Source organism: Lentzea pudingi (genome assembly GCF_014646255.1).
Classification (GTDB): Bacteria; Actinomycetota; Actinomycetes; order Mycobacteriales; family Pseudonocardiaceae; genus Lentzea; species Lentzea pudingi.
In genome coordinates this window covers 151,202-168,574 of sequence record NZ_BMNC01000007.1, presented here as the reverse complement: position 1 = coordinate 168,574, position 17,373 = coordinate 151,202, and the positions used below count along the sequence as shown (strand labels likewise).

General features: G+C 67.6%; 19 protein-coding genes and 1 tRNA gene. 10 read left to right on the top strand and 10 right to left on the bottom strand.

Translation table 11 applies throughout. The annotated features are described in order from the left end of the window. Positions 1 to 8: 8 nt before the first annotated feature. The 3 genes from IEY88_RS25685 (at position 9) to IEY88_RS25675 (ending at position 3,246) form a co-directional block, all read left to right on the top strand. Positions 9 to 329 (top strand): GroES family chaperonin, encoded by a 321-nt coding sequence (locus IEY88_RS25685; protein WP_189157396.1) that lies wholly within the window; start codon positions 9 to 11, stop codon positions 327 to 329. 282 nt (positions 330 to 611) lie between these two features. Then, positions 612 to 2,408: a VanW family protein gene (locus IEY88_RS25680; RefSeq protein ID WP_373294190.1), complete on the top strand. Its 1,797-nt coding sequence runs from the start codon at positions 612 to 614 to the stop codon at positions 2,406 to 2,408. A 91-nt stretch (positions 2,409 to 2,499) separates the two neighbouring features. After that, positions 2,500 to 3,246 carry a DUF1206 domain-containing protein gene (locus IEY88_RS25675; protein ID WP_229693747.1) on the top strand — a complete coding sequence of 249 codons (747 nt, stop codon included), beginning with the start codon at positions 2,500 to 2,502 and terminating at the stop codon, positions 3,244 to 3,246. Here IEY88_RS25675 and IEY88_RS25670 read toward each other — a convergent pair. Beyond that, positions 3,236 to 3,682 (bottom strand): hypothetical protein, encoded by a 447-nt coding sequence (locus IEY88_RS25670; RefSeq protein ID WP_189157395.1) that lies wholly within the window; start codon positions 3,680 to 3,682, stop codon positions 3,236 to 3,238. The genes IEY88_RS25675 and IEY88_RS25670 overlap by 11 nt on opposite strands. Before the next feature lie 117 nt (positions 3,683 to 3,799). On the opposite strand from IEY88_RS25670, the gene IEY88_RS25665 reads away from it, so the two are divergent. Next, positions 3,800 to 4,051, top strand: coding sequence for an MFS transporter (locus IEY88_RS25665; protein ID WP_189157394.1), 252 nt, complete (start codon positions 3,800 to 3,802; stop codon positions 4,049 to 4,051). A 184-nt stretch (positions 4,052 to 4,235) separates the two neighbouring features. On the opposite strand, the gene IEY88_RS25660 is transcribed toward IEY88_RS25665, so the two are convergent. Together IEY88_RS25660 and IEY88_RS25655 are read right to left on the bottom strand one after the other, a co-directional pair. Then, on the bottom strand, positions 4,236 to 6,071 hold the full coding sequence (locus IEY88_RS25660; RefSeq protein ID WP_189157393.1) for an acyl-CoA dehydrogenase: 1,836 nt from the start codon (positions 6,069 to 6,071) through the stop codon (positions 4,236 to 4,238). A 351-nt stretch (positions 6,072 to 6,422) separates the two neighbouring features. Beyond that, the gene (locus tag IEY88_RS25655; protein ID WP_189157392.1) at positions 6,423 to 7,457 is read right to left on the bottom strand and encodes an FAD-dependent oxidoreductase; all 1,035 of its coding nucleotides are present in this window, start codon (positions 7,455 to 7,457) and stop codon (positions 6,423 to 6,425) included. 81 nt (positions 7,458 to 7,538) lie between these two features. On the opposite strand from IEY88_RS25655, the gene IEY88_RS25650 reads away from it, so the two are divergent. Further along, the gene (locus tag IEY88_RS25650) at positions 7,539 to 8,114 is read left to right on the top strand and encodes a TetR/AcrR family transcriptional regulator (RefSeq protein ID WP_229693746.1); all 576 of its coding nucleotides are present in this window, start codon (positions 7,539 to 7,541) and stop codon (positions 8,112 to 8,114) included. Here the strand turns inward: IEY88_RS25650 and IEY88_RS25645 are convergent. Continuing rightward, positions 8,076 to 8,714, bottom strand: coding sequence for a response regulator transcription factor (locus IEY88_RS25645; RefSeq protein WP_189157390.1), 639 nt, complete (start codon positions 8,712 to 8,714; stop codon positions 8,076 to 8,078). The two genes, IEY88_RS25650 and IEY88_RS25645, sit on opposite strands and share 39 nt — an antisense overlap. 278 nt (positions 8,715 to 8,992) lie before the next feature. On the opposite strand from IEY88_RS25645, the gene IEY88_RS25640 reads away from it, so the two are divergent. Further along, on the top strand, positions 8,993 to 10,501 hold the full coding sequence (locus IEY88_RS25640) for a sodium:solute symporter family protein (protein ID WP_189157389.1): 1,509 nt from the start codon (positions 8,993 to 8,995) through the stop codon (positions 10,499 to 10,501). Here the strand turns inward: IEY88_RS25640 and IEY88_RS25635 are convergent. Then, positions 10,461 to 10,823: a hypothetical protein gene (locus IEY88_RS25635; RefSeq protein ID WP_189157388.1), complete on the bottom strand. Its 363-nt coding sequence runs from the start codon at positions 10,821 to 10,823 to the stop codon at positions 10,461 to 10,463. The genes IEY88_RS25640 and IEY88_RS25635 overlap by 41 nt on opposite strands. Positions 10,824 to 10,940: 117 nt before the next feature. On the opposite strand from IEY88_RS25635, the gene IEY88_RS25630 reads away from it, so the two are divergent. Beyond that, a complete protein-coding gene (locus IEY88_RS25630) occupies positions 10,941 to 11,357 on the top strand; it encodes a hypothetical protein (protein WP_189157387.1) in 417 nt (138 codons plus the stop codon). A 63-nt stretch (positions 11,358 to 11,420) separates the two neighbouring features. On the opposite strand, the gene IEY88_RS25625 is transcribed toward IEY88_RS25630, so the two are convergent. The 4 genes from IEY88_RS25625 to IEY88_RS25610 all read right to left on the bottom strand — a co-directional run bounded on the left by IEY88_RS25625 (position 11,421) and on the right by IEY88_RS25610 (position 13,484). Then, on the bottom strand, positions 11,421 to 11,792 hold the full coding sequence (locus IEY88_RS25625; RefSeq protein ID WP_189157386.1) for a hypothetical protein: 372 nt from the start codon (positions 11,790 to 11,792) through the stop codon (positions 11,421 to 11,423). Positions 11,793 to 11,948: 156 nt separating this feature from the next. Further along, on the bottom strand, positions 11,949 to 12,317 hold the full coding sequence (locus IEY88_RS25620) for a roadblock/LC7 domain-containing protein (RefSeq protein WP_189157385.1): 369 nt from the start codon (positions 12,315 to 12,317) through the stop codon (positions 11,949 to 11,951). 47 nt (positions 12,318 to 12,364) lie between these two features. Next, positions 12,365 to 13,003 carry a hypothetical protein gene (locus tag IEY88_RS25615; protein WP_189157384.1) on the bottom strand — a complete coding sequence of 213 codons (639 nt, stop codon included), beginning with the start codon at positions 13,001 to 13,003 and terminating at the stop codon, positions 12,365 to 12,367. A 407-nt stretch (positions 13,004 to 13,410) separates the two neighbouring features. After that, a tRNA-Gly gene (locus tag IEY88_RS25610) sits at positions 13,411 to 13,484 on the bottom strand. Between the two features lie 74 nt (positions 13,485 to 13,558). On the opposite strand from IEY88_RS25610, the gene dcd reads away from it, so the two are divergent. Continuing rightward, positions 13,559 to 14,140 (top strand): dCTP deaminase, encoded by a 582-nt coding sequence (gene dcd / locus IEY88_RS25605; protein WP_189157383.1) that lies wholly within the window; start codon positions 13,559 to 13,561, stop codon positions 14,138 to 14,140. Here the strand turns inward: dcd and IEY88_RS25600 are convergent. Beyond that, entirely contained in the window at positions 14,137 to 15,117 is a 981-nt protein-coding gene (locus IEY88_RS25600) for a cation diffusion facilitator family transporter (RefSeq protein WP_189157382.1), read from the bottom strand. The genes dcd and IEY88_RS25600 overlap by 4 nt on opposite strands. 254 nt (positions 15,118 to 15,371) lie before the next feature. Between IEY88_RS25600 and IEY88_RS25595 the strand changes: the two genes are divergently transcribed. Both IEY88_RS25595 and IEY88_RS25590 read left to right on the top strand, forming a co-directional pair. Continuing rightward, positions 15,372 to 15,923 carry a MarR family winged helix-turn-helix transcriptional regulator gene (locus tag IEY88_RS25595; protein WP_189157381.1) on the top strand — a complete coding sequence of 184 codons (552 nt, stop codon included), beginning with the start codon at positions 15,372 to 15,374 and terminating at the stop codon, positions 15,921 to 15,923. A gap of 158 nt (positions 15,924 to 16,081) precedes the next feature. After that, a complete protein-coding gene (locus tag IEY88_RS25590) occupies positions 16,082 to 17,347 on the top strand; it encodes a hypothetical protein (protein WP_189157380.1) in 1,266 nt (421 codons plus the stop codon). Positions 17,348 to 17,373: the final 26 nt, after the last annotated feature.

Genomic DNA, 17,373 nt, shown 5'->3' with positions numbered 1-17,373 from the left:
CTCTGCTGGTGCCTGATGTCAAGCTCGAGATCCAGATGCTGTACGACCGTGTGATGGTCCGCATCTCGCCCGAGGACGGCGAGCGGCGTTCCAGCGGAGGCATCGTGATCCCCGCTACGGCCCAGATGGCGAAGCGGTTGGCGTGGGGTGAAGTGTTCGGAGTCGGTACCAGCGTGCGCCACGTGAAGGTCGGCGACCGGGTGATGTTCAACCCGGAAGATCAGCTTGAGGTCGAGGTGCACGGCACCACGTATCTCGTGATGAGGGAACGCGATCTGCACGCGGTGGCGACGGAGCTCACCGAACACGGTACTGGTCTGTACCTATGAGCGCCGGTTCGTGATCGACGCCTGATAGCTACACACACATGGGCCACCTCAGGAGACAGGGCAACGGGGAGAGCTGTGCCGTACGACGCTGACAAGACGAGAGCGATGCCTCCGGTGGGTCCCGGCGGCACGTCCTCGGAGCAGACGACCAAGATCGCGCCGGTCCAGGTGGACGCCTCGACCGCGGCCTGGCCGTCTGAGGAGCCGGACTCGAGCGAGCCGACCATCACCGCGGCGGTGCCCGGTGTCGGGTTCCCGGCCGGCGAGGACGCCACGGAGTACATGAAGCCGGTGGCGCCGCCCGTCCCGCAACCCGAGCCGCGCCCGGAGGACTCCGGCGTCTACGGGCCCGTGATGATCGAGCCGGGCGAGGACGAGGCCCAGCCGAAGAACACGAAGAAGAAGGCGTTGATCGTGGCCGCGGCCGTGGTCGGCGCCTTCGGCCTGCTCTACGGCCTCGACATCCTCGTCTCCAGCGGCAACGTGCCGCGCGGTGTGACGGTGGCGGGCGTCGACGTCGGCGGCATGGGCCACGACGAGGCCGAGAAGAAGCTCCGCGACCAGATCGGCCCGCGGCTGGACAAGCCCGTCGCGCTCAAGGCCGGCGACGTCACGTCCGAGCTCGACCCCAAGGCCGCGGGCCTGGAGCTCGACTGGAACGGCACGATCGAACGTGCGGGCAGCCAGCCGCTCAGCCCGTTCACGCGTGTCACCTCGTTCTTCACCAGCCGCGAGGTCGGTGTCGCGACGAAGGCGGACGACGCGAAGGTCTCCGGCGCGCTCGAGGCCCTGCGCCCCAAGCTCGACCACGACCCGATCGAGGGCACCATCAAGTTCGAGGGTGCGACGCCCGTCGCGGTCGAGCCGCACGACGGCCAGAAGCTCAAGGCCGAGGACGCCGTGACCGCGGTGGTCGCGAACTGGGCGTCCGGCAACCCGGTCGAGGTCCCGATGGACTTCACCCCGGTCAAGACGACCAAGGAGGGCGTCGAGAAGGCGCTCAACGACGTCGTGAAGACCGCGGTGTCCGGTCCGGTCGTCATCAAGGGCGAGGGCAAGGACGCGACGCTCACGCCGGAGCAGATCGGGTCCACGCTGGCCTTCGCTCCCGGTGAGGGTGGCGCGCTGAACGTCACGCCGAACAAGGACAAGCTCGCCGAGGTCACGACGCCGCAGCTCAAGGACACGGTCAAGCAGGGCAAGGACGCCGAGATCGTCTTCGAGGGCGGCAGGCCGACGGTCAAGCCCTCGGTGGACGGCCTCGACCTCGACTGGGACAAGAACCTCCAGCCCTACTTCGACACGTTGAAGAAGACGGACGCGCGCGAGGTCAAGTTCGAGTACAAGCACACGCCCGCGAAGGTCACCACCGAGCAGGCGAACAAGATGGGCATCAAGGAGGTCATCGGCGAGTTCTCCACCGGTGGCTTCGCCCCGGCGTCGGGCGTCAACATCCGGGTCGTGGCCGAGAAGGTCAACGGCGCGATCGTGAAGCCCAAGGAGACGTTCAGCCTCAACAAGTACACCGGCCCCCGCGGTACCGCGCAGGGCTACGTCGAGGCCGGCATCATCGAGAACGGCATCCCCGGCATGGCGGTCGGTGGCGGCATCTCGCAGTTCGCGACCACGCTCTACAACGCGTACTACTACGCGGGCATGAAGGACGCGGGCCACAAGGAGCACAGCTACTGGATCACGCGGTACCCGAAGGGCCGCGAGGCCACCGTGTTCATGGACGGCGCGGGCAACAGCCTGATCGACATCTCGTTCACGAACCCGGACGACACCGGCGTCGCCATCCAGACCATCTGGACCGGCTCGTCGATCACGATCAAGCTCTGGGGCACCAAGAACTACGACGTCACCGGCTCCACGAGCGGCGACTTCAACCCCACGCAGCCGCAGGAGAAGAAGGTCAACAAGGCCGGCTGCGCCCCGAGCAACGGCGCTCCCGGCTTCTCGGTGACGGACACGCGCACCATCAAGGACCGCCGCACCGGCCAGTCCCGCAACGAGTCGCGGACCGTCCGCTACGACCCGCAGTTCAAGATCGTGTGTGAGCCGCCGCCCGGCGGCTGAGAAAATCTCGGATTCACAGTGGCCACGCGCGGGTAATCACCCGTTCGTGGCCACTGTTGCGCAAGAGGCGCGAAGACATCCCGTCGTCCAGATGCTCGGGCGAGCGGGCATGGTGATGTACGGGGTCGTGCACGTCCTGGTGGCGTGGCTGGCGATCCAGGTCGCGTTCGGTGACTCCGAACAGGCCGACTCGAAGGGCGCGATCAGCGACATCGCTCAGGGCGGCGAGTGGTTGCTGTGGACACTCGGCATCGGCCTCGTGTGTTTCGCCCTGTGGCAGCTGCTGCTCGCGTTCGTCGGTTACACGTACATCGCGAAGAAGCGGAAGCGCATCTTCAAGCGCATCGGGTCCGCTGCCCGCGCCGTCACGGCGACCGGTATCGCCCTGGGTGCCTTCAAATACGCGACGGGCTCCGGTGGCTCTGGTGACCAGAACCAGCAGCAGAAAGAACTCACGGCGCAGGTGCTCTCGTGGCCCGGCGGCCAGTTCATCGTCGGTGCCATCGCGATCGGCATCCTCTGGATCGCCGGTGTGATCATCTACAAGGGCATCAAGAAGTCCTTCGAGAAGGACCTCGACATGGGCAAGGCCCCGAAGTGGATCGAGCCGGTCGGCAGGATCGGCTGGATCGGCAAGGGTGCCGCGTACGGCGTGATCGGTGTCCTCGTCGGACTCGCCGCGATCAACGCCGACCCCCAGCAGTCCGGCGGCATGGACAAGGCGCTGAAGACGCTGGCGGCACAGCCCTACGGCATGTTCTTGCTGTCCGCCGTGGCAATCGGCATCGCCGCGTTCGGCGTCTACTGCTTCGCTGCGGCGCGCGCTCTCAAGGAGTGACCCCGGTGGCCGCGAGCCTGTGCTGATGCCGGGCCGCGGCCTCCTGCGCCTCCACCGTCATGGACGACAGGACCTGTCCCGGCGCGACGTAGAAGACGTTGGGGCTGGCGGCATCCGGCCCCCAGCCGGGGCTTCCGCGCAGCAGCAGGAGATCACCGGGACCCGGGCTCGCACCCTCGAACCAGGAGTCCTGCTCGACTCCCGTCCGCTGCCACACGATCACGGCCTTGGCGCCGCTCCCCGCCCGTTGGTACACCCGCGCGACCGTCGCCAGCTCCGCTTCGGGTGACGCCTCGCGCAGCTCGTTCATGTGCTGCTGGTACCCGAACCACAGCCTGTCCTGGCGCACCTGCCGGTTGTTGAAGCGCCGCAGGACGATCGTCGCGAGCGCCACGACGCCGACGATCGCACACGTGATGAGCAGGTACAGGAACACCAGCCAATCTTTGATTCCGAACGAGCGACTGTCAACTGACAACGAAATCAAGCTGCATCGTGTGAGGTGATCGCGCCGGCGTGCTGCTCGCCCTGGCCGTGTTCGCGATGGGCACCCTTGAGTTCATGCTCGCCGGGGCTTTTGCTCGTCATCGCGCTCGCGGTGCTCGTGAACGCGGTGACGTTCGGCCATCTCACCTTCCTCGCCCCGGTGGTGACCGATGTCGCCGGGCTGGGCGAGTGGTGGGTGCCGGTCGCGCTGGTGCTGTTCGGCGTCGGGTCGTTCGTCGGTGTCAACGCCGGCGGTAGGCTCGCCGACCTCTCGCCGACCTCTCGCCGCGTCTCGTCGTGGCACTCGGCGGGCCGGTGATGGCAGTCGGCCGGCTGAGCCTCGACGTGCTCGGCAGGGAACCGATCTTGTTGCTGTTGCTGGTGTTCGTGCTCAGCGCGGTGTCGTTCGCGGTAGAACCGGGCTTGCTTTCGTTGTGAGGCAATGAGAACGGGGCCGCACACCTCGGGCAGGAGGTGTACGGCCCCGTCGTCTGCGAGAAGTCCTAGAAGACGTTCTCGTCGATGTCCATCAGCGCGTTGTCCGTGGACTCCGCGATCTTGCGACGCGCGGTGAGCTCCGGCAGCACGGTCTTCGCGAAGAACGACGCCACCGCGATCTTGCCCTCGTAGAACGCCTTGTCCTTGGCGGACGGCGTGCCACCGAGCTTCTCCAGCGCGACCTCGGCCTGGCGCAGCAGCAGCCAGCCGACGAGGACGTCACCCGCGGTCATCAGCAGGCGGACCGAGTTCTGGCCGACCTTGTAGAGGTTGCGGACGTCCTCCTGCGAGGTGGTCAGGAAGCCGACCAGCGCGCCGAGCATGCCCTGCAGGTCTTCGAGACCCTGCTTGAGCAGCGCCCGCTCCTCCTTGAGGCGACCGTTGCCGCCCTCGTTGTCGAGGAAGGACTGGATCTCGCCGTTGATGAACGCGAGCGCCTGGCCCTTGTCGCGGATGATCTTCCGGAAGAAGAAGTCCAGCGACTGGATGGCCGTGGTGCCCTCGTAGAGCGAGTCGATCTTCGCGTCGCGGATGTACTGCTCGATCGGGTACTCCTGCAGGAAGCCCGAACCGCCCAGCGTCTGCAGCGACTGCGCGAGCTGCTCGTACGCGCGCTCCGAACCGACGCCCTTGACGATCGGCAGCAGCAGGTCGTTGACCTTGGCCGCCAGCTTCGCGTCCTCGCCGCCGAGCATCACCTTGTCCTGCTGCGTTGCGGTGTACAGGTACACGGCACGCAGGCCCTCGGCGTACGCCTTCTGCAGCATCAGGCTGCGGCGGACGTCCGGGTGGTTGGTGATGGTGACGCGCGGAGCGGTCTTGTCCGTCATGCGCGTCAGGTCGGCGCTCTGCACGCGCTCCTTGGCGTAGGACAGCGCGTTCAGGTACCCGGTCGACAGCGTCGCGATGGCCTTGGTACCGACCATCATGCGGGCGTACTCGATGACGTCGAACATCTGCGCGATGCCGTCGTGCACCTCGCCCAGCAGCCAGCCCTTGGCGGGCACGCCGTGCTGGCCGAACGTCAGCTCGCACGTGGTGGACGCCTTGAGGCCCATCTTGTGCTCGACGTTGGTCACGAAGGCGCCGTTGCGCTCGCCCAGCTCGCCGGACTCCGGGTCGAAGTGGAACTTCGGCACCAGGAAGAGCGACAGGCCCTTGGTGCCCGGCTTCGCCTCGACGCCTTCGCCCTCGGGACGCGCGAGCACCATGTGCATGATGTTCTCGGTCAGGTCCTGGTCGGCGGACGTGATGAAGCGCTTCACGCCGTCGATGTGCCAGCTGCCGTCCGCCTGCTTGAAGGCCTTGGTGCGTCCGGCGCCGACGTCGGAACCGGCGTCCGGCTCGGTCAGCACCATCGTGGCGCCCCAGCCGCGGTCGATCATCAGCTGAGCCCACTGCTTGTCGCGCTCGGTGCCGTTGTTGTAGACGACCGTCGCGAAGCTCGGACCCGCCAGGTACATGTAGACGGCCGGGTTCGCGCCGAGCAGCAGCTCGGAAGCGGCCCACGTGACCGACGGCGGCGTGCCGAAGCCACCCAGCTCGTTCGGCAGGAACAGGCGGTACCACTCGCCGTCCCACACCGCCTGGTACGACTTCTTCAGCGACTCGGGCAGCGTGGCCGAGTGCGTCGCCGGGTCGAACACCGGCGGGTTGCGGTCGGCGTCGACGAAGGAGTCCCCGAGGACACCCTCCGCGAGGTTCTTGACCTCGGCCAGCACGCTGCGCGCCGTGTCCTCGTCGGACTGCTCGAACGGCCCCGTGCCGAGGTGGTCCTGCACGTTGAAGACCTCGAACAGGTTGAACTCGAGATCCCGGACGTTGCTCTTGTAGTGGCCCATCTCGTCAGCTCACTCCTCAGGGTCGCGGCGGGGTCGCCTACTGACCGGTAACAACAGAGTATTACCCGACAGTAACCCCGGCAAGGCCGACCACCCACTGGTGGCGAATCAGACACTCCTCCGCATGGCCTGAATCGGGCATGAGAGCCGGTCAGACGCGTGTGGGTGCTTGGAAACCGGATGTGCGCCGTGAGGTCGGCTGGACGGGTGGGATGGCGGATCCGAGGGGTCGGGCGCTGTTTCGGGCGGCACCGCAGCCAGGTGGAGGCTTTCCGTGAGGCCCGTGGTCGCGTCCCGGACGTGGGACGGCGCTGCGACCGCGTGGGCCTGTTCGAGGCATCCCCGCGGCCCTCAGACCCGCACCGGTCGCTCGGGCACCATCTCCAGAAGTGCCGGGTTCGTGCGCTCAGCACAACTCACGCCCCGCGGCACCATGACGGCCTCGTACGCCCGGACGCCCTCGTGGACGCCGTGCTCGGCGATCGCGAGCGCCAGATCGGCCGCGTCCTGCATGGCGAGGTTCGCGCCGACGCCCAGGGGTGGCTGCAGGTGGGCCGCATCGCCCAGCAGTGTCACGCCGGAGGTGTGCTCCCAGGTGTGGGGCACCGGCAGCGAGTACAGCGGCCGGTGGATCAGCTCGCCCTCCAGGAACGCCGTGAGCGACGGGTGCCAGTCCGCGTAGAGGTCACGCAGGTCGGCGTTGGAGGGCTTCCAATCCTCACTCGCGCGCATGCACGCGTACGCGCGGATGCGATCGCCGCTGTTGCGCTGCGACCAGATCATCAGGCCGTCGCCGTCGGCGACCATCGTGCCCTGGCCGGTGAGGGCGAGCAGCTGCTCGTCGTGGTCGTGCCGGATCTCGACGAAGAGCACGCCGGTGTACTCCGGCCGGGCCGGCGACAGGGCGCGGCGGACCCGCGACCAGGCTCCGTCCGCGCCGATGACCAGGTCGAACGCGGCGGTCGAGCCGTCGGGGAACCGCACCTCGCCCGGCTCCGCCGAGTCGATGCCGAGGCCCCAGGTGACGGTGCCGGGGGTGAGTGAGCCCAGCAGGAGGTCGCGGAGCTGGCCGCGGTCGATCTCGGGCCGGAAGTCGCCCTCGGCGGGTTCGTGCTCGAGCAACGCCGCCGTGGTGTGGTCGACCTTGCGCTGCTCCTGGCCCTCGAACCGGGCGAGCGCGCGCCACTCGTCGAACAGCCCGGCGGCGCGGACGGCCTCCTGGCCGCTGTCGGCGTGCAGGTCGATGGTGCCGCCCTGCTGGCGGGCCTCCGGTGAGGCCTCCCGCTCGAAGACGGTGACGTTCTCGAAGCCGTGCAGCTGGAGGACGCGGGCGCAGGTGAGGCCGCCGATGCCGGCTCCGGCGATGGCGATGCGTGGTGAGGTCATGGCTCCATGAAAGCGTATCGACTGCGAAAGTGCAATCACTACACTTTTGAACCGACTAAACCGAGGTGGTATGATCGGTGGGTGACCGAGCCCGGCCGCCGTGAGCGGAAGAAGCTGCAGACCCGTCAGTCGATCTCCGACGCGGCGACGAGACTGTTCCTCGAACGCGGCTTCGAGGACGTGGGCGTGAAGGAGATCGCCGACACGGCGGACGTGTCGGTCACGACGCTGTTCAAGCACTTCCCGAGCAAGGAGGCGCTGCTCTTCGACGAGGACGAGGAGCAGGAGTCGGCACTGGTCGAGGCGGTGCGCAAGCGCGAGGGCCGGTCGATCCCGGCGGCGCTGCGCGACCACTTCGTGCAGGCGGCGCGGGGGCACGCCGACCACCCGCAGTTCGAGGTCTTCCAGCGGCTCGTGCTGGAGACGCCGGCGTTGCGCGAGTACGGCCACCGGATGTGGACGCGTCACCAGGGCGCGCTGGCCCGCGCCATCGCGGAGGAGGCGGGTGCGCCGGCGGACGACGTCCGGTGTGCGGCACTGGCCCGGTTCGCGCTGGAGGCGCGGGACGTGATCTTCGAGCGGTCCGACCGCGAGCAGGCGGCCGCCGAGGTGTTCGGCTTACTCGAGCACGGCTGGGCTGCCGATCAGCAGGCCTGAGCGGTAGGCGAGCGAGACCGCATGCGTGCGGTCGCGCGCGCTGAGCTTGCGCAGGATGCCCTTCACGTGGGTGCGCACGGTCTCCACGGAGACGATCAGTTCCTTCGCGACCTGCTGGTTCTCCAGGCCTTCAGCGATCAGCGTGAGCACCTCGTACTCGCGCTTGGTCAGCGTCGGCCGTTCCGTCGGTCGCAGGTCGGGGTGCACGTAGCCGCGTGAACGGCAGGTTTCGGCGATCACCCGCACGATCTGCTCAGGCTGGGCACTGCGCGGCACGACACCGCGGACACCCGCCTCCAGCGCCGTCGTGACGTAGTTGGCGTGCGAGTGGGCGTCGCGGACCAGCCCGATGACGAGCAGCGTCGGATCGCGCTCCACCAGCAGGCGGGCCAGGTGGCCCACCGGGTCGAGCACGGAGTCGACGAGCAGGACGTCGGGACGCAGGCGTTCGTGCAGGCGAACGGCCGCGTGCAGATCGCCGGTCGAGCCGAGCCAGCGCAGGCCGGGAGTGCGTCTGACCAGGGCGGACAGGCCTTCGCGGTACAGCGGCACTGGGTCGATCAGCGCGACGCCGGGAGCAGGTCGGCTTGGCGGGAGCATCAGCACCTCCGTTCGTGCTTCCAGAGGAGTGACGGCGTTCCCTCTTCCGCGTGACGCGGAATGGGTCAGGCAATGAGCTCAGGGCCGACAAGAGCCTGAGACGGTTCATGTAGATGAACAAGGGTCACGAATGTGATTCAAGACCGTCGAAACTCTTCCGCCACGGGGCAACAGTCTCGTAAGACCTACGTCACATATCCCGTGCGGATGTGCCAGGTTCCGCCGCCATGAGGCCTGGTGCTCTCGCGGGCACACGTGTGTGCACGCAAGGAGGTCACATGGGCACCCTCGATTGGATCGTGGTTGTCGGCTATTTCTTCGTGATGGTCGGGATCGGGCTCTGGTCGCGCGGGCGAGTCCACAACATCGCCGACTTCTTCACGGCAGGCGGCAGGATGCCGTGGTGGTTGTCGGGCATCTCCCACCACATGTCGGGCTACAGCGCCGTCATGTTCGTGGCGTTCGCCTCTGAGGCGTACCGGCTCGGACTCACCGTCTACGTCTGGTGGTCGCTGACCATCGGCATCGGCGTCGGCATCGGTGCGTTCCTGTTCGCGCCGAGGTGGAACCGGTTGCGCGCGAAGCACGACGTCAAGTCACCGCTCGAGTACCTGGCCAAGCGGTACAACGTGCCCACCCAGCAGGTCATGGCCTACGCCGGCGCGCTGCTCAAGGTCGTCGACATCGCCGCCAAGTGGGCGGCCGTCTCGATCCTGCTCCGCGGTTTCGCGGGCGTCCCCATCACCTGGGGCATCATCATCATCGGCCTGGTCACGATGGTCTACTCCGTGCTCGGCGGCCTGTGGGCCGACGCGCTCACCGACTTCGGCCAGTTCATCATCCAGGCGGCCGCGGGCTTCGCGATGCTCTTCGCCGTCGCCAGCACGCTCGGCTGGGACTTCCCCGTGACGATCTGGGACAAGCTCCCCGAAAGCCACAGCGACCCGCTGGCGGGCCCCTACACGTCGACGTTCCTCATGGCGCTCTTCCTGATCAAGACGCTCGAGTACAACGGCGGCATGTGGAACCTGGCGCAGCGCTACATGGCCGCGCCGTCCGGCTTCGCGGCCAAGCGCTCCGCGCTGCTCTCGTCCGCGCTGTGGCTCGTGTGGCCGCTCGTGCTGTTCTTCCCGATGTGGGCGGCGCCGCTGATCGTGCCGGGCCTCGAGGGCGCGCAGGCAGAGAACGCCTACATCGAGATGGGCAAGCAGATGCTGCCCGCGGGCATGATCGGTCTGGTCCTGGCCGGCTTCTTCTCGCACACCATGGCCATGGTGTCGTCGGACGCGAACGTCATCGCCGCGGTCATCAACCGCGACATGCTGCCCCACCTGTGGAAGAAGGTGAAGACGTTCTCGGCGGACAACCAGTTGAAGCTGGCGCGCATAACGACGTTCGCCTTCATCGGCATCAGCATGATCATCGCGATCGCCTCGGGAGGCCAGGGCTTCGTGCTCAAGGTGGTGGTCGACCTGGTCGCCGCCACGATGGGCCCGATCGCGATCCCGTTGATGCTCGGCCTGCTGCCGTGGTTCCGCAGGATCGGCTCGACCGCGGCGATCGCCTCGGTCGTCGGCGGCCTGGGCATGTGGGCGTTCCTGTACATCGAGCAGATGAACAAGGCAGCCTGGGTCACCAAGGGCGTGCTCGTGTCGTGGCCGCTGCTGCTCTCGCTGGTGCTCTATCTGGCGATCGGCTTCCTGAAGAAGGAGCCCTCCACCGAGCGGGACGTGCTGCTGGACTCGCTCAACTCCGATGAGCCGGAACCGGAGAAGGTGAAGGCGTAAGCCTTTCGTTCCGCACGATCCTCGCGGCGGCGCACCCGAACAGGGTCGCCGCCGCGAGCCACACGTAGGGCATCGGCGTGCCGGTGTAGGTCTGCGCCGTGCCCGCCAGTACCACCGTCGCACCCGCGACCAGTCCGGTCGTGTGCGTGACGGGGAAGTCGCTCCTCAGCACCGTGACGACCGCGAAGGGCACGAGCAGGAAGCCGTAGGCCAGCACGCGCGTCACCAGGTTGGCGTGGTCGGTGATCTCGTACCGGAGTGCGGGGAGGGCGAGCGCCGTGAGGACCACGCCCAGGGCGAGCCCTCTCGCGAGGCTCTTCACGCTTTGCCCTTGCCAGCTACGCGTCATGCGCTACAGGACGTACGTGTGGCGCATCGGTTGCCGTGGCGTGCGTCATCGTCACGAGACTCTTGTTGCTCGCGCATGCACAGTGGATGCATGGGTAAGTGGTCTCCTGCAGACGACGAGGAACTCGCCACGGGCTGGCGGCTCTGGCTGGAGCTGAGCGACCGCGTGTGGCCGGACCCGTCGTGGGACGGCACGCCGGCTGACGCCATCCGCCAGGTCCGATCGCTGCTCGCCGTGTGCGAGGAGATCCGCCTCTCCTACCTCGACGAGAACCCGCGCCCTTCCGTTGCGCTGTTGCAGCTCCTGCAGTCGATGTCGTTCGTCGCCTCGTTCGCGGTCGACCTGTGGCATGACGACACACACCCGTTGGACGTCGAGCGCGCCGAATTGCTACACGGCGACTTGGCGTCGTTCGCCGACCACGTGGCCGGTGTGCGCGCTGCACTCGCACGTGGTGGCGGCTGGGTCGAGTTGGACCGCCGGCCGTGGGGCCTGCCGGTCGACTGAATTCGTTGAATGCCGAAGGCCCTCTCGGACGAGAGGGCCTTCGGCGTTTGTCGCGGGGTGCCTCTAGACGATCAGGTCGTTCTCGATTCGCTTGAGCTGGTGCCGGGCCAGTGCGAGGTTCGCGTTGTCCCTTTCCAGCACCAGGTAGAGGAAGAGCGAACCCCTGTTCTTCACGCCGCCCATCAACCGGATCAGGTGGTACTGCCGGTGGAGCGTGATCAGGATGTCCTCGATGGTGTCGCTGAGCCCGAGCGACTGCATCACCCGGAGTTTCGAGCGGATGACCTCGGTGTTCCCGGCCGCCGCGATCTCCAGGTTGAGCCAGTCGCCCCCGCCGCTGGTGCCGAGCGACATTCCGCTGTCGTAGTCGACCAGCGCGACACCGACAGCGCCGGAGATGGACATGGCCTCTTTCAACGCGGTATCGATGTTCATCAAACTCCACTTCCCTATGTCGTCTGGTGGCCAGGGCGGCGCATCCGATTTGCCGTGCCTCGGCCGTGTGCGGACCTGCCTCCACGAGGGAGGCATCATTGACGAGAGCCATGAACCGATCGTGGACATGTGCTGCGACCAATTTCGCGCGGGCGTCTACGCGGACAGAATCGCGCCGACCCGTTCGATCACGGGCCGCGTCTCGTGCAGGAGCCGCCCGAGGTTCAGGCCCTTGTCCCCGAGCACGACCATCAGTGACAACCTGCCGATGGCGTACACGGCCATGTAGCCCTCGCTGCCGAACACCACCGTCTGGCTGAGCGTGCCCAGGCCGATGACCTCGGCCGCCTGCCGCGCGATGCCGAGGTCGGCGGCGGCCAGCGCGGAGATGTGGGCGGGATCGATGTTCTTCGCCACGTCGGCGACGATGGGAATTCCGTCGGACGCGGCGATGACCGTGTCGGTCACACCGGCAACGTTCTCCCGGAGCTTTCGCAGCTCGGCGCTCAGAGCGTCGTAGTCCAATTCACTCCCTTTCAGAATCGGAAATGTCGAACCGCTCAGGACAAACATCACACCTCCGAAGACTTCAGGGAGATTCCGAGATCCGGCCGGACCTCCGCCCGAGGGCGCAGCGCGGCCAGTCCCCAGTGCGAACATCGGAAAGACGTCGCGGGCGGGGCGATTTCGAGCAGTCCGTCAGCGAGCATGAGGCCGATCTCGACGGTGACCGGGTAGAGCCTGCGCCCGAGCGCGAACGCCAGGTCCCGCGCGGTCCGCCGTCCGTCGGCGAGCGCGACGATCTCCCGCCGCGCAGCAGTCGAAGCCTCTTCCGCCGCGCCGCCGGGCACCACGCGGTCCCGGTACGGCGACAGCGAGAACGAGGCGATCGCCTCCAGCCGGCGGCCGGTGGCAGCCAGCAGCAAGTCCGGCGCGACACCCTCCGTCGCAGGTAACAGCGGTGGATCGCTGCCCTCGTCGACGACGTGCCGCTCGATCTCACCCACGGCCGCGGCAAAAGCCCCGTCCTGCACACCGTCCACCACCAGACCTTGGAGCTCGGCCGCACCGATGACCCCGCGACCCACGAGCGCCGCCTGCAGCGACCGCGTCTCGACGCTCTCCACGAGAGCCGCGGTCCAGTCCGCTTCCTCGATCCGGCCGGAGCTGAGCAACAAGGACTCCACTCCGGGCGAACCAGGGCTTTCCACCGAGATCACCGCGCCGTCGCGCAAATGAAACAGCCCACCCGCATTGCCCACAATGCGCAACGCTCCGGTGACTCGATCCGCATGACACTGCGCGAGGGCCTGCGCGAGGACGTCGAATGCGACTCGATTTTCGCGTCTCAGGGGTGACTCCGGGTTAATTCGGACTAACAGAGCGGGGTTGTCTTGTGTGCTGATCACTCGTTCGGGGTGTAGGTCCGATATCGAAAGAGCGACCGGCCGAGCTACTTCTTACCCGCCGATACAGTAAAGGCGCGCCAAGCGTCACCTGATCGAGTGAAGCATTCCACGGCGAGCGGCCAGCGTTTCATCTTCGATAAATGAATCGGCGAGAAGAGGGCAAAACGAAGGCCCCGGCGAGTCTGGGGTGACTCGCCGGGGCCTCGGCGTGGAGCGGGTGACGGGAATCGAACCCGCCTCTACAGCTTGGGAAGCTGTCGTTCTACCAATGAACTACACCCGCGTGAGCAAGCTCGTGGCCGATCATACACAGACGCGGACGGGGGCGGTGCCACCGTCTTCGGTTAGCCTGTCCGGGTGCTGCTGAGTGACCAGGATCTGCGCAAAGAGGTCGAGTCCGGCCGTCTCGCCCTCGACCCCTTCGACGTCGACATGCTCCAGCCGTCGAGCATCGACGTGCGGCTGGACCGGTTCTTCCGGGTCTTCAACAACACCAAGTACACGCACATCGACCCCTCGCAGCAGCAGGACGAGCTGACGAGCCTGGTCGAGACGCCCGCGGGTGAGCAGTTCGTGCTGCACCCCGGCGAGTTCGTGCTCGGCAGCACCTACGAGATGGTGACGCTGCCGGACGACCTGGCCGGGCGGCTCGAAGGCAAGTCCAGTCTCGGGCGGCTCGGGTTGCTGACGCACTCCACGGCGGGCTTCATCGACCCCGGCTTCTCCGGTCACATCACGCTGGAGCTGTCGAACGTCGCGAACCTGCCGATCACGTTGCACCCCGGCATGAAGATCGGGCAGCTGTGCCTGTTCAAGCTGTCGAGCCCGGCGGAGCACCCGTACGGCTCTGCGCAGGCCGGCAGCCGGTACCAGGGGCAGCGCGGGCCGACGCCCAGCCGTGCCTACCTCAACTTCCACCAGACCGACACGCGTCGCTAGCTCAGGTCGCCGTAGCGCTCCAGCACGCGGCGGCGCAGGTCGGGGTCGGTGCGCGGCACCGGTTCGAGGAAGATCTCGTCCAGGTCGGGGAACGCGGTGCGCAGCTCCGCGGAGATGCGTACGCACGCGTCTTCCAGCTGGTGTGCGGTCAGGGCGTCGTCGAAGTCGAGGCGGGCGCAGAGCAGCACGCGGTCGGTGCCGATGAGCATCGTCAGCACGTCCACCACGGCGTCGACCTCGGGCAGTTCGCTGAGCCGGCGCCAGATCGCCTTCACCATCACCGGGTCTGCCTGGCGGCCGATCAGCAGGCCCCGGTTGGTGCGGGCCAGCACGTAGGCGACCGTCGCCAGCAGTGCGCCGATCGCCAGGGACGCGAGGCCGTCCCACAGCGACGAGCCGGTCAGTTGGTGCAGGCCGAGGCCCGCGAAGGCCAGGACCAGGCCCACCAGGGCGGCCGAGTCCTCCAGGAACACCGTCTTCACGGTCGGGTCGTCGGAGACGCGCAGGAAGTCCCAGAAGCCGCGGCCGTGTGCGGCCGACTCGGAACGGACCTGCCGGAACGCCTGCGTCCACGAGACGGACTCGAGTGCGAACGCGAGGCCCAGCACGATGTAGCCGACGAGCGGCCTGGTCTGTTCCTCCGGCTCGCCGAAGACCGTGCGAAAACCCTCGTAGAACGCGAACGTCGCGCCCGAGGCGAAGATCGAGACCGCTGCGAGGAGCGACCAGAAGTAGCGCTCCTTGCCGTAGCCGAACGGGTGCCTGCGGTCGGCCGGGCGGTCCGAGCGGCGCAGTGCGGTCAGCAGGAGCGCCTCGGTGAACGTGTCGGCCACCGAGTGCGCGGCCTCGGAGAGAATTGCGGCTGAACCGGTCAAAACGCCCGCAATGGCCTTCATGACCGCAATCGCCAGGTTCACCAGCAGAGCCAGTACGACGGTGAGGCTGCTTTCGCCTGAGCCCTGCGGCTTCTCGCTCATGGATGATCACCCTAAGCCTCCTGACGTGCCCGCACCCGTTGCGCGCGACGGAGATCCGGTGGCAGCGAGCAGGTGTGAGCGCTACTGCATTCGAGTGACATTCGGCGGCAAGGGCAACATCCGGCACCCCTGGGGTGTCTTACAGGCGGGATCCGCACCGGGGGGAACGCTGATCACCAGGGGGTAAGGCGGAACGGCCCGCGTCCGGGAGAGACGCGGGCCGTTCTGCATGCGGGCGCAACTACCATTGCGGGATGGGCAACCGTGGTGCGGACGACACCGATGCCGAGGTCGAGTCGTGGAGGGCCATGGTTCCGGCGATCGATCCGGTGGTCGAGGGCGTGGTCGACCGGGTGCACCAGATCAGCAAGTACCTCGACTTCCTCGCCACGGAGATCGCTGCGCCGCACGGCCTGAACCGTGCTGACTACGAGATCCTCGCGCGCCTGTTCTGGATCGGGCCGCCTCACCGGCTCACCCCCAAGCAGCTCGCGAACGGCACGTTGAGCCCGGCCACCACCATCACGAGCCGGCTCGACCGGCTGGAGAAGGCAGGCCTGGTGGTCCGCGAGCTCGACCCGAGCGACCGCCGGTCGTTGCCCGCGACGCTGACCGACGCCGGTCGCGAGATCTTCCTGCAGATCGTCGCGGGCCAGGCGGAACGGGAGCGCGACCTCCTCACCGCACTGCCGGGCGGCGACCTGGAGCACCTGCGCGACCTGCTGCGCCAGGTGATGGAGGTGCTGTCCGGCGAGCTCGGGCCCGCCCGTCGTCGCACCAGGCTCGCACTCGACAGCAAGGAGTAATTGCTACGAACTCGTACTATCCGATATCGTGCTAACTGGCACGAGAGGGAGGGGTGCGAGATGGGTGGCTATCCGCTGTCCGAGTGACCTGCAACACGCAACACTGACCCCCGGCGTACCGATGTCCTAAGTGGATGAATCGATCGCTGGGGGACACAGTGCGCACAATCTTCGCTGCCGGGACGACGGCTGCCCTCGTGCTGCTCGCGATGGGCGCTCCTGCCCTCGCGCAGGACGAGAAGATGAACATCGCCGGCCGCTTCTACTTCGACCACAACGGGAACGACGCGTACGACGCCGGGGACGGCGTCCGCGCGTGGGGCGCCGGTGTCCGGGTCACCGACCAGAAGGACGGGCGCACGTTCACCCTCGCGGTCGGCGCCGACGGCCGGTACGGGGTCTTCAACCTGGCCAAGTCCACCTACCTGGTGGAGAACCTCGACCTCGTCAACTACACGAGTGCCAAGACCTCGTTCACGGCCTCGGGAACCGTGACCGACGGCGACTTCCCGCTCGTCGGCCACCTCGTCAAGGGACTGTCCTTCGTCGACACCAACGGTGACGGCACCCGGCAGGCGGACGAGAAGCCGACCACCGGTGAGATCAAGGTGGCCGGCAAGGCCAAGGACGGGTCCGCGGTCGACCAGGCCGCGACGCCGGGTGCGGACGGTTCTTACGCGATCGACCTGCCGCTCGGCGAGTTCACGCTCATGGCGCCGCTCCTCGGTGAAGGCCTCGCCCTCGCCAAGCCCAGGGCCGCCACCGACGTCGACTGGGCGACCGGCGTCCGCGCGATCTCCGTCGCGAGCACCGGGAAGACCGAGCAGGTCGACCTGCGCTACTTCGTCGCGAAGGCGAACATCACCGTCAAGGGAGCGCTCTCGCCGGCCAAGGACACCTACCTGGTCGGTGAGCAGATCACCGCGCAGGTGAAGCTGGTCAACTCGGGTGACGCGCCGGTCGCGCCGCGGGTGGGGCTCGGCCTGCACGACGCGAAGGTGGTGCGGCACAGCGACAACCTCGAGGCGGAGGGCGCCACCCAGTTCGTGCTCCGCAACCGGGTCCTGCCCGGCGAGACGGCCGAGATCGAGCTGACGTTCGTGCCCGGTAACACCAGTTTCACCCTCTTCAAGCTGGTCGAGTTCGGATCGTTCGCCGGCCTGACCGACGTCGACCAGAGCGACAACCTCCTGCAGTTCCCCGTGAAGGTCGTCGAGAAGAGCGCGGAGACCACCGCACCGACCACGTCGACCACCACAGCCGCCGCACCGACCACCACGACCACGCAGGCCGTGGCCAAGGCGGGCAACAAGACAGGTCTCGCGTCCACGGGCGCCTCGCCGCTGGGCTTCCTCGCTCTCGGCACGCTGCTGCTCGCGGCGGGAACGGGCGCGTTCTTCATGGCGCGCCGTCGCCGGTCCTGACCACATAGGACCCGCCACGGCTAGTC

What these genes read in the sequence shown, in the direction of transcription:
- IEY88_RS25660 (WP_189157393.1), bottom strand. Translation starts at nt 6,071, where the DNA reads ATGGGCCACTACAAGAGCAACGTCCGGGATCTCGAGTTCAACCTGTTC.
- IEY88_RS25600 (WP_189157382.1), bottom strand. Translation starts at nt 15,117, where the DNA reads ATGAGCGAGAAGCCGCAGGGCTCAGGCGAAAGCAGCCTCACCGTCGTA.
- IEY88_RS25655 (WP_189157392.1), bottom strand. Translation starts at nt 7,457, where the DNA reads ATGACCTCACCACGCATCGCCATCGCCGGAGCCGGCATCGGCGGCCTC.
- IEY88_RS25625 (WP_189157386.1), bottom strand. Translation starts at nt 11,792, where the DNA reads ATGAACATCGATACCGCGTTGAAAGAGGCCATGTCCATCTCCGGCGCT.
- IEY88_RS25630 (WP_189157387.1), top strand. Translation starts at nt 10,941, where the DNA reads ATGGGTAAGTGGTCTCCTGCAGACGACGAGGAACTCGCCACGGGCTGG.
- IEY88_RS25640 (WP_189157389.1), top strand. Translation starts at nt 8,993, where the DNA reads ATGGGCACCCTCGATTGGATCGTGGTTGTCGGCTATTTCTTCGTGATG.
- IEY88_RS25645 (WP_189157390.1), bottom strand. Translation starts at nt 8,714, where the DNA reads ATGCTCCCGCCAAGCCGACCTGCTCCCGGCGTCGCGCTGATCGACCCA.
- IEY88_RS25675 (WP_229693747.1), top strand. Translation starts at nt 2,500, where the DNA reads ATGCTCGGGCGAGCGGGCATGGTGATGTACGGGGTCGTGCACGTCCTG.
- IEY88_RS25680 (WP_373294190.1), top strand. Translation starts at nt 612, where the DNA reads ATGAAGCCGGTGGCGCCGCCCGTCCCGCAACCCGAGCCGCGCCCGGAG.
- IEY88_RS25595 (WP_189157381.1), top strand. Translation starts at nt 15,372, where the DNA reads ATGGGCAACCGTGGTGCGGACGACACCGATGCCGAGGTCGAGTCGTGG.